The sequence below is a fragment of the Cetobacterium sp. ZWU0022 genome (assembly GCF_000800875.1).
Taxonomy (GTDB): Bacteria; Fusobacteriota; Fusobacteriia; order Fusobacteriales; family Fusobacteriaceae; genus Cetobacterium_A.
Map to the genome: position 1 here is coordinate 1 of NZ_JRJZ01000104.1, position 9092 is coordinate 9092.

8 protein-coding genes are annotated in these 9092 nt (G+C 26.7%); all 8 read left to right on the forward strand.

The window, feature by feature from the left end:
* The first annotated feature begins 155 nt into the window (after positions 1 to 155).
* The 8 genes from L988_RS08430 to L988_RS08465 are packed head-to-tail and all read left to right on the forward strand — an operon-like array spanning position 156 to position 8852.
* Entirely contained in the window at positions 156 to 1769 is a 1614-nt protein-coding gene (locus L988_RS08430; protein ID WP_047383379.1) for an aryl-sulfate sulfotransferase N-terminal domain-containing protein, read from the forward strand.
* Positions 1769 to 3004 carry an exopolysaccharide biosynthesis polyprenyl glycosylphosphotransferase gene (locus L988_RS08435; protein WP_047383382.1) on the forward strand — a complete coding sequence of 412 codons (1236 nt, stop codon included), beginning with the start codon at positions 1769 to 1771 and terminating at the stop codon, positions 3002 to 3004. The genes L988_RS08430 and L988_RS08435 overlap by 1 nt, the downstream gene beginning before the upstream one ends.
* Before the next feature lie 7 nt (positions 3005 to 3011).
* Positions 3012 to 3812 carry a glycosyltransferase family A protein gene (locus L988_RS08440; protein WP_052191769.1) on the forward strand — a complete coding sequence of 267 codons (801 nt, stop codon included), beginning with the start codon at positions 3012 to 3014 and terminating at the stop codon, positions 3810 to 3812.
* Positions 3809 to 4867 (forward strand): glycosyltransferase, encoded by a 1059-nt coding sequence (locus L988_RS08445; protein WP_047383384.1) that lies wholly within the window; start codon positions 3809 to 3811, stop codon positions 4865 to 4867. The genes L988_RS08440 and L988_RS08445 overlap by 4 nt, the downstream gene beginning before the upstream one ends.
* Entirely contained in the window at positions 4864 to 5985 is a 1122-nt protein-coding gene (locus L988_RS08450) for an EpsG family protein (protein WP_052191770.1), read from the forward strand. Before L988_RS08445 ends, L988_RS08450 begins: the two co-directional genes overlap by 4 nt.
* Positions 5986 to 5998: 13 nt before the next feature.
* The gene (locus L988_RS08455) at positions 5999 to 7111 is read left to right on the forward strand and encodes a glycosyltransferase family 4 protein (protein WP_047383386.1); all 1113 of its coding nucleotides are present in this window, start codon (positions 5999 to 6001) and stop codon (positions 7109 to 7111) included.
* Complete coding sequence (locus L988_RS08460) at positions 7096 to 8082, forward strand: glycosyltransferase (protein ID WP_047383387.1); 987 nt, start codon at positions 7096 to 7098, stop codon at positions 8080 to 8082. The genes L988_RS08455 and L988_RS08460 overlap by 16 nt, the downstream gene beginning before the upstream one ends.
* Positions 8083 to 8090: 8 nt before the next feature.
* Positions 8091 to 8852: a glycosyltransferase gene (locus L988_RS08465; protein WP_052191771.1), complete on the forward strand. Its 762-nt coding sequence runs from the start codon at positions 8091 to 8093 to the stop codon at positions 8850 to 8852.
* Positions 8853 to 9092: the final 240 nt, after the last annotated feature.

The window sequence follows — 9092 nt, forward strand, 5'->3', positions numbered from 1 at the left end:
ATCGTGTTGTCGCTGGTTCGAGCCCAGCAAGAAGCGCCATTTTTTTATTTTTTGTAAAAATAAATTTTAAGAGCGTATTCGCTCTTTTTTTTATACATTTTTTTCAAGATAGTGTATAATAATAAAGAATTGTTAAAATTTCAAAGGGGTGAAAAATGATAAAAAGAGAAAAGATAATTGTACTGCTTATTTCAGTAATTGTAATAATTTTTGGTATAGGTTTAGTATTAAACAAAAGAACAATAGAAACGGCTATAAAAAATAATGAAAGTTTATCGGATTTATATCAAAAAAATGAGAAAAGAAAAAATGAAAAAATATTTTCTATAAAATTAAAAGATGGTAATCTAAAAAGAATATTAGAGAATTTATCATCAGATAAGATGGATATAGCAACATCTATTTTAAAGGATGGTAAATTAGTTGATTTTATAAACAATCCTAATGTAGATTCATATCTTAAAAATACAGATTATAATAAAGCTATAGAGAATGCAAAAGTAATTAAAGGTTTGAAAGATTTATTGTCATTATCTCCAGAGATTGGAAAATATTTCAAGGAAGAATTAATTAAAAACAATTTTGAAATTTTTATAAGAACGATTGAAAATAGACCTGAAGTTATAAAAATAAAAGATAGAATAACAAAACTATTACCTATAAAAAATAGTAAGAGTGTATTTGAAAAATTATCAGAAGAAAATTTAATAAATATTAGTGAAATGTTATCAAAATCTCCTATGACAATAGAGTTTGTAGAAAAAAAAGATATAAAAAAATATAACTTAGAAGAGGTTGTAGAGATTAGTAAAACATTATATAAAATAGGGGAAATTAATCCTGTTTTAGCTATTGAAATTAATGATATGCTAGAGGGATTTGATATAAGAAAAGCTGCTCTTTATGGAGATCTTTATGTAGAAGACGAGAGATTCGAAAAACAAATAAGAAAAGAGTTTGAAGGAGGAGATTATACTTTTGATAATCCATATTTAAAATATAACCCTTATGGAAGAACTCCTTTAGCTTATGGTATGAAATATGGAGAAAATGAAAAAATGGAGCTTTTAAGAGTTACTATATTAGGTGTAGGAGGAATGCCTAATTTTAGTTATGAAAAAAAATATTTTCCAGGAGAATTATTTCCGATAGTTGGATTATATCCTAAAATAGAAAATACAGTTTTATTAGAACAACTTAATCCTGGTGATAAAAAAGTTTTAAAAAGTAAAAGAATTAAATTAAAAACATATTCAGTAGATGATAGGCTTCCTGCGATTTATGTAGAAAAGAGAATTCCAGGGAGTATACAACCAGGATTTAACTTAGCTTCTTATAATTTAAAAGATGAAGGTTTACCATTTGCTTTTGATAGCATGGGAAATATTCGATATATTTTAAAAACAGGTAAAGATATGAGAAGAGTAAAAATTGAAAAAGAGGATTCGGGAGTATGGGAAGTAAGAAATGATGAAGATAAATTCCAATTGAATATACTTGGAAAAATTTTAGGAAGAATTGGAAGAGAAGATGAAGACAAAACTACAAAAAATAAAAAAACTAAATATTTAGTTAGAAATAATAATGTATTGACTGTATTGTCATATAAAGATGACGTTTATCCATCAGCTTTATTTTCAGAGTACGGGTTAGATTCTAAAGATGAGGTTTTTAAAGCAATTATATTTTATGATAAAGATGGTGCTGATGAGAATATAATAGAGGACGGAGAAAGAGTGGTTCTTTATGAAGGAGATAGTGAAAACTAATGCTAAGATTATTTTATATGGGGGCTCTAGGAGCTATATTTTCAATTTTAATGGGATTATTTAATTTAACATCAGAAACAAGTTTGATTGGAATAGGAGTATTATTTTTTATTTTATTGGGACTTTATTTGTTTGATTTAATGAATTTCGATGTACCAAGATATAGTTTAAAAAATTATGTAACTATATTTATATTAAATATTTTCTTTTTCTTTATTTGGTTTTTAATTAGTTGGGATTTTTGGTTAATAATATTTTGTACTCTATTCACTTCAATAATAATATTCTTGAGAACAGTTATAAATATTATTACATATAGAATTAAACCAGTTTCTATATATGGAGAAGGTGAATTGAAGTATAATTTAGAAAAAAGTTTAGAAAAATTAGAAGGATATAAACATATTCATTTTTCTGGTGATATAGATGAGTTAGAAGAGTTTGTAGAAAAAAACGGGATTAAGTTATTACTTTTAGGTAAAATGAGGTTAGAAGAAAAAGAAATTGAAAAAATCTTAAAGATTAAATTAAGAAATACCCATGTAATGGGATATTTAGATTATATGTTAGAAATCGAAAAAAAAATAGAGGTTTCATATATAAATGAAGAGTGGTTATTGAATGCATATGGTTTTGAAATCTTGAGAAGTAAATTTCAAAATAAGGTTAAAAGAGTTTTTGATATTGGAATGTCCATCATTATTGGCTTGATGACATTTCCAGTTATGATTATAGCTGCTATTATAGTAAGATTAGAAAGTCCAGGACCTATTATTTATTCACAAGCAAGAGTTGGAGAAAATGAAAAAGAATTTTTAGTTTATAAATTTAGAAGTATGAGGCAGGATGCAGAAAAAGATGGTGCAAAATGGGCTCAAAAAAATGATCCGAGAGTAACAAAGTTTGGAAATTTTATGAGAAAAACAAGAATTGATGAACTTCCTCAACTTTTAAATGTTATAAAAGGAGATATGAGTTTTATAGGACCAAGACCAGAGAGAATGGTATTTATAAAAGAACTTGAGAAGCAAATCCCATATTATGGATTAAGACATATGGTAAAACCAGGATTAACAGGTTGGGCACAAGTGATGTATCCCTATGGAGCTACGGTTGAAGATGCTAAAAATAAGTTAGAATATGATTTATACTATATAAAGTGTTATAGCCTGTATTTGGATATAATTATATTATTTAAAACGCTTAAAACCGTTGTATTTGGAAAAGGAAGGTAAGAGAAAGATGTTAACCATATTTACACCTACTTATAATAGGAAAAGTACCTTAGAGAGGTTGTATAAAAGTTTAAAGAATCAAACACTAAAGAATTTTGAATGGATTATTGTTGATGATGGATCAACTGATAATACGAAAAATTTAATAGAAAGCTTTATAAAAGAAGATGAATTTTCGATTGTTTATAAAAAAGTTGAAAATGGTGGAAAAATGAGAGCTATAAATATAGGAGCGCTTTTAGCCACAAAAGAGTTTTTTTTCATTGTAGACAGTGATGATTATTTAAATGAAAAAGCAGTTGAGATAATCCAAGAAGAGATTGTAACGTTACCTTTAGATTATGCTGGATTAGTTTTTAGAAAAGTTGAAATATTAGATAATGGTTCTCCTGTGAAGGAAAAAGAAAGTTTTGGTGAAGACCAAATAGATAGTACACCAATTAATATTTTTTATAAAAAGAAAATTTTGGGAGATAAAGCTGAAATCATAAGAACATCAATAATGAGAGAGTATCCTTTTCCAGAAATCGAAGGAGAAAAATTTGTTCCCGAAGGTTATATATGGAATCAAATAGGAGAAAACTATATGTTTAGATATATAGATAAAGGAATATATTATTATCAATATTTAGAAGATGGATATACACGAAAATTTTCTGAAATTATAAAAAATAATCCAAAAGGAATGAAACTTTACTATAGCTATATGATAAAAACAAATATACCATTAAAAAATAAAATAAAATTTTTGATTAGGTTACTTCAGTCGATTTGCTATGAAAGAAAAAAAGATAGGAGAAATAAATGAAAATACTTCATATAATAACATCTTTGGAATTAGGTGGCGCAGAGAAGTTATTGCTAGATTTGATTCCTGCTCAAAAAAGACAAGGAGCAGATGTAGAGCTGTTAGTTTTGGATACTAATGGAGAGAAATTTTTAGAAGAGTATGAAAAGAGAGGTATAAAAGTTCATAGAACTAAGATAAATAATAGAATGAGTTTTAAAAATATTTTTGAAATAACGAAGTTATTGAAGAGTCAAAAAATAGATATTGTTCATGCTCATTTAGTACACTCACAAATTTGGACAAGTTTTGCGAGATATTTTAATAGAAGTATTATCTATGTAACAACTGAACACAGTACTCATAATAGAAGAAGAGAGAAAAAGGTATATAAATATTTAGATAGATTTATTTATAACTCATTTAGCAAAGTTATTGCAATCTCAGAAGCGACAGCAAGAGAATTAATAAAATGGACAGGAATTAGTTTAAAAAAGATTGAAGTTATACCAAACGGAGTTTCTTTAAGAGCTTTTATGGGAAAACAGAAAGAACGTAAGGGAAATAACTTAGTCATGGTATCTAGATTTCATCCATCTAAGGATCATATAACGGTTGTAAGAGCCCTAGAGAAACTTCCTAAAGAATATACACTTACATTTATTGGAGAAGGTGAAACAGAAGAAGCTGTAAAAAGAGAGGTTTTAATGTTAAAACTAGAAGACAGAGTACAGTTTTTAGGATATTCGAATTCTGTTCCAGCGTTGTTAAAAAGAGCAGATATAGCAATTCAATCATCAAATTTTGAAGGGTTTGGTTTAAGTGCATTAGAGGCTATGGCCTCTGGGACTCCTATTATAGCGAGTGATGTAGAAGGACTAGCAAATATAGTTTCAGGTTCTGGATTGTTGTTTAAAGCTGGAGATGTAAATGATTTGGTTCAAAATATAAAACAATTGGAAGATCCTAAAATCTACTTAGACAAAAGTAGATCTGGGATTAAAGGAAGCCTAGTTTATTCAATAGAATCGACGGCTAAAAAATATATAGAATTATATAAAGAGGCGTTAAAATGATATATTTGATTATAGCTATAGTATTATTAATGCTTGGAGTTTTTGATATTTTTTACAAAGATAAAGAAAAGAAAGAATTAATATTAAAAGTTATAATAGTTTGTTTAATTTTATTTTTAGGAACTAGAGGTTTTTTAGGGTGGGATTGGTATTTTTATTACCCATCTTTTATGGAAGGGACTTACACCTATGAAAAGGGATATATGCTTTATACCTCTTTTATAGGTAATATTTTTAAAAATTATATATTTTATCAGTTTGTAACAACAACAATTGATTTTATTGCACTATACTATATTTTTAAAAGGTATTGCAAATATCCTATAATGGCTTTTGCTATTTTTTTTAGTATACAGGGATTTCATATGGAAGTTGAACTTTTAAGAAATATGAAAGCGATAATATTATTTTTATTCTCTTTAAAATATATTGAAGAGCGTAAGATTATACCGTTTTTATTATTAAATATAATTGGAGTTTCTTTCCATATGAGTGCGATTTTATATCTACCAATGTATTTTATTTTAAATTATACTTATGAAAAACGGATAGTTTTAGGAATTTTTATAATTGGTAGTTTTTATTATCTTTTAAATTTAAAGGGTATTGAGCTGCTATTAAACTATAACTGGGATTTTTTACCAACTATAATAGCTGATAAAATTGTTAACTATAAAAGCATCCTTCCAGCAAACCTAGAAAGAGGTCTAAATTTATTTTATATAGAGAGAGCGATTTTATTTTTACTAGCTTATAAATATGAAAATAATAATATCATAAAAAATAGTTTGTATATTTGGGTGGTGATATTTTTATTTACATCAGAATTATCTGTAGCTTCTTTAAGAATAGGAATTCTGTTTATTTATAGTGTTTGGCTAACTTTAACAAGATCATTAGAAAATTTCGAGAGAAAAGAATTTATGGTGGCTATAGTAATGGCTTTATCTTTGATTAGAATATATAGGAGCACTACCTTTCCAGGGAACACAATAAATTATAATTACAAAAATGCACTTTTTAATGAATTAAATTATAAAGAGAGAGAACTTGAAATAATAAAAGGAAAAAAGTATTTAAAAGAAAGTCATGGCAAAGAGTTGTTAATTCAATACTAATGAGAGGTATATTATGAAAAAATTAAAAATATTTTTTACAGCCAATGTGCTTTGGGATATTTATATATTTAGATATGGAGTAATTAAAGCTCTGATAAATGATGGGCATGAGGTAATAGTAATTGCACCTAATGATACAAGAATAAATTTTTTAGAAGAGCTAGGAATAAGACATATTCCTATAGAATTAAATATGAGAGGTATAAATCCAGTAAAAGATTTTAAACTTCTATTACAATTAAAAGCAATCTATAAAAAAGAGCAACCTGATATTGTTTTTCATTATACAATAAAACCAAATATTTACGGGACAATAGCAGCAAAGATAGCTGGGATAAAAAGTATCGCGGTCTTGACAGGATTAGGTTACTCTTTTGTTGAAGGTGGAATAATTTCAAGTATTGCAAAAAAAATGTATAAGTTTTCATTGAAATTTTCAAAAGAGGTTTGGGTTTTGAATGATGATGATAAAGAAACCTTAATAAAGCAAAAGATAGTACCAACAGAAAAAATCTTTATTTTACCAGGAGAAGGAGTAAATATAGAAAAATTTTCACCTGTTGAAAGAGAAGAGAATCAAGAGTTAATATTTCTAATGGTTGCTAGGGCTTTTTTTGATAAAGGCGTAAGAGAGTTTGTTGAAGCAGCAAAAATTATAAAAAATAAAAATTATAAAGTTAAATTTTGGTTTTTGGGTGCTTTAGGTGGAAATGCTGCAAACGGTGTAGATAGTGCTAAAATGGACGAGTATGTTAAAAGTGGTATATTGGAATATTTAGGGCATAGAAAAGATGTGGAAGTGCTTATAAACGCTTCTGACTGTGTAATATTACCATCTTATAGAGAGGGAATATCTAAAGTATTAATGGAAGCTGCAAGTATGGAAAAACCTATTATAGCTTCAAATGTAACAGGATGTAAAGAGATTGTAGATGATAATGTCAACGGATACTTAGTAAAAGCAAAGGATTCAGTTGATTTGGCTAATAAAATTGAATCATTTATAAAGTTATCTTTAGAAGAGAAAAAAACTATGGGAAAAAAGGGTAGAGAGAAAATAATTAGACAGTTTGATGAAAAAATAATAATAGATATATATAGGAGAAAGCTATGGAACTTACAATAATTGTACCTGTTTATAATGTAGAAGATTATTTAGATGAATGCCTAGAAAGTATTTATAAAGTAAAGGATATAAATTATGAAGTTGTTTTAGTAAATGATGGTTCGAAAGATAATAGTTTAAATATTTTAAAAAAATATAAGGAACTTTATCCAACAAAAACAAAGATAATAGATAAAGAAAATGGAGGATTATCCTCGGCAAGAAATGCAGGAATAAAAGAAGCTAGAGGGGAATATTTAGCTTTTATTGATAGTGATGATATAATTGATTCAAGTGGTTTTGAAAACTTTTTTAAAGAGGGTCAAAAATTAGATTTAGACGTTATGGTTGGTAATATGAGATATTTTTCTGATAATAAAGTTGGAGAACCTCTATTTAGATCTCAAGAGATAAAGGATTTTACAGTAAGTAAGGGGACTAAGTTTTTTTTAACGTTATTTCAAGGAACTAAATGTTTTAGAGAAGAAGTTGTAGATGATATATATAAAAGAGAGTTTATATGTGAAAATAAGCTTTATTTTCATGATAATTTAATTCATGAGGATAGTTATTTTACTCCAATGGTTTATTTGAAAGCTAAAAGAGTTAAGTATATTGATATTGCCTTTTATTATTATAGACAAAGAACAGGAAGTATAATGAGTATTGTTAATGATAGAAGTGTAGATTCATTAGAGAAAATATGTTATATGTTATTAAGTGAGTTTTCAAAGACAGATGAATACGGAAGAGAAGCTTTATCTAAGTTATTACCAAGTTTTTATAAGGTTGTTCTTTATAGATATATAAATTCAGGTAAAGATTACAAAGGCAAATTGAAAAATTATAGAGAGATATTTAAAGAAGTTAGAGGTATGAGAAACAAAAATATAGAAGAGATTTTAATCTATTTTGCTCCTACAGTTTCTAATTTTTTAAGAAAAATTGTGGGTAAAAGTATAGGAAATACTCAGAAAATACCTAAATTCTAGGAGGATTTATGGAAAAAAAGATACATTATATATGGCTAGGAAAAGGATCTAAACCTAATCTGATGGATATTTGTATAAATTCATGGAGAGAAAAGTTACCGGAGTATGAAATAATAGAGTGGAATGAAGAAAATTTAGATTTTTATAACGAGATTGAGAAAAATAGATTTTTGAAAGAGTGTTATAAAAGAAAACTTTGGGCTTTTTTATCTGATTATTTTAGAGCTAAAGTTCTGTATGAACATGGAGGAATATATTTAGATTCTGATATGCAAATTTTAAAATCTTTAGATTCTTTTTTAGAAGATAGAGTCTTTTTAGGAATGGAAGATGAAAAACAAGCAAGTGCAGGAATAATAGGTTCAGAGAAGGGACATGTTTTTTTTAAAAAAATATTAGAATTTTATCAAGAAGATATTTGGAATGTAAACATCTATACAATTCCAGCAATTCTTCAATATATATTAGAAAGAGACTACAACTTTAAAGCTGAAAATAGACAGATTTTTTTAAATGATGGAATAAAAATATATCCTTTTGAGTATTTTTATCCATATCACTTTACAGAGGAGTTTTCTTACGAAAAAATAAAAAAGAACACTTATGGTATACATTGGTGGGGTAAAAGTTGGCATGGAAATAATAAAAAATTATATTTTTTAGAGTTCAAAACAGTTAAAGGATATAAAAAAAAATTAATAAATTTATTAATTTTTTTAAATCTTTTAGAACCTGCAAGAAAAATATATGAGAAATTTATAAAAAAATAAATAGAGCATAACATGCTAGAACTCCTTTAAAAACAAGGGAGTTTTAGTATGTGCAGAAAAAAAATAAAAAAACTTTAAAAAAAATAAAAAAACTTGTTGACTTTATTTATAATTTATGATATTATTATTAATGTCCGTGAGGGACAGCGAAGCGCGAAAGCGACAAGCTCCTTCAACTAGGAAGCCTGGGTGGCGGAATAGGTAGACGCACGGGACTTAAAATCCCGAGCTATCTGATAG

Excerpts from the sequence above, each read along its gene's own strand:
- L988_RS08430 (WP_047383379.1), top strand. The coding sequence starts at position 156 with ATGATAAAAAGAGAAAAGATAATTGTACTGCTTATTTCAGTAATTGTA.
- L988_RS08435 (WP_047383382.1), top strand. The coding sequence starts at position 1,769 with ATGCTAAGATTATTTTATATGGGGGCTCTAGGAGCTATATTTTCAATT.
- L988_RS08440 (WP_052191769.1), top strand. The coding sequence starts at position 3,012 with ATGTTAACCATATTTACACCTACTTATAATAGGAAAAGTACCTTAGAG.
- L988_RS08445 (WP_047383384.1), top strand. The coding sequence starts at position 3,809 with ATGAAAATACTTCATATAATAACATCTTTGGAATTAGGTGGCGCAGAG.
- L988_RS08450 (WP_052191770.1), top strand. The coding sequence starts at position 4,864 with ATGATATATTTGATTATAGCTATAGTATTATTAATGCTTGGAGTTTTT.
- L988_RS08455 (WP_047383386.1), top strand. The coding sequence starts at position 5,999 with ATGAAAAAATTAAAAATATTTTTTACAGCCAATGTGCTTTGGGATATT.
- L988_RS08460 (WP_047383387.1), top strand. The coding sequence starts at position 7,096 with ATGGAACTTACAATAATTGTACCTGTTTATAATGTAGAAGATTATTTA.
- L988_RS08465 (WP_052191771.1), top strand. The coding sequence starts at position 8,091 with ATGGAAAAAAAGATACATTATATATGGCTAGGAAAAGGATCTAAACCT.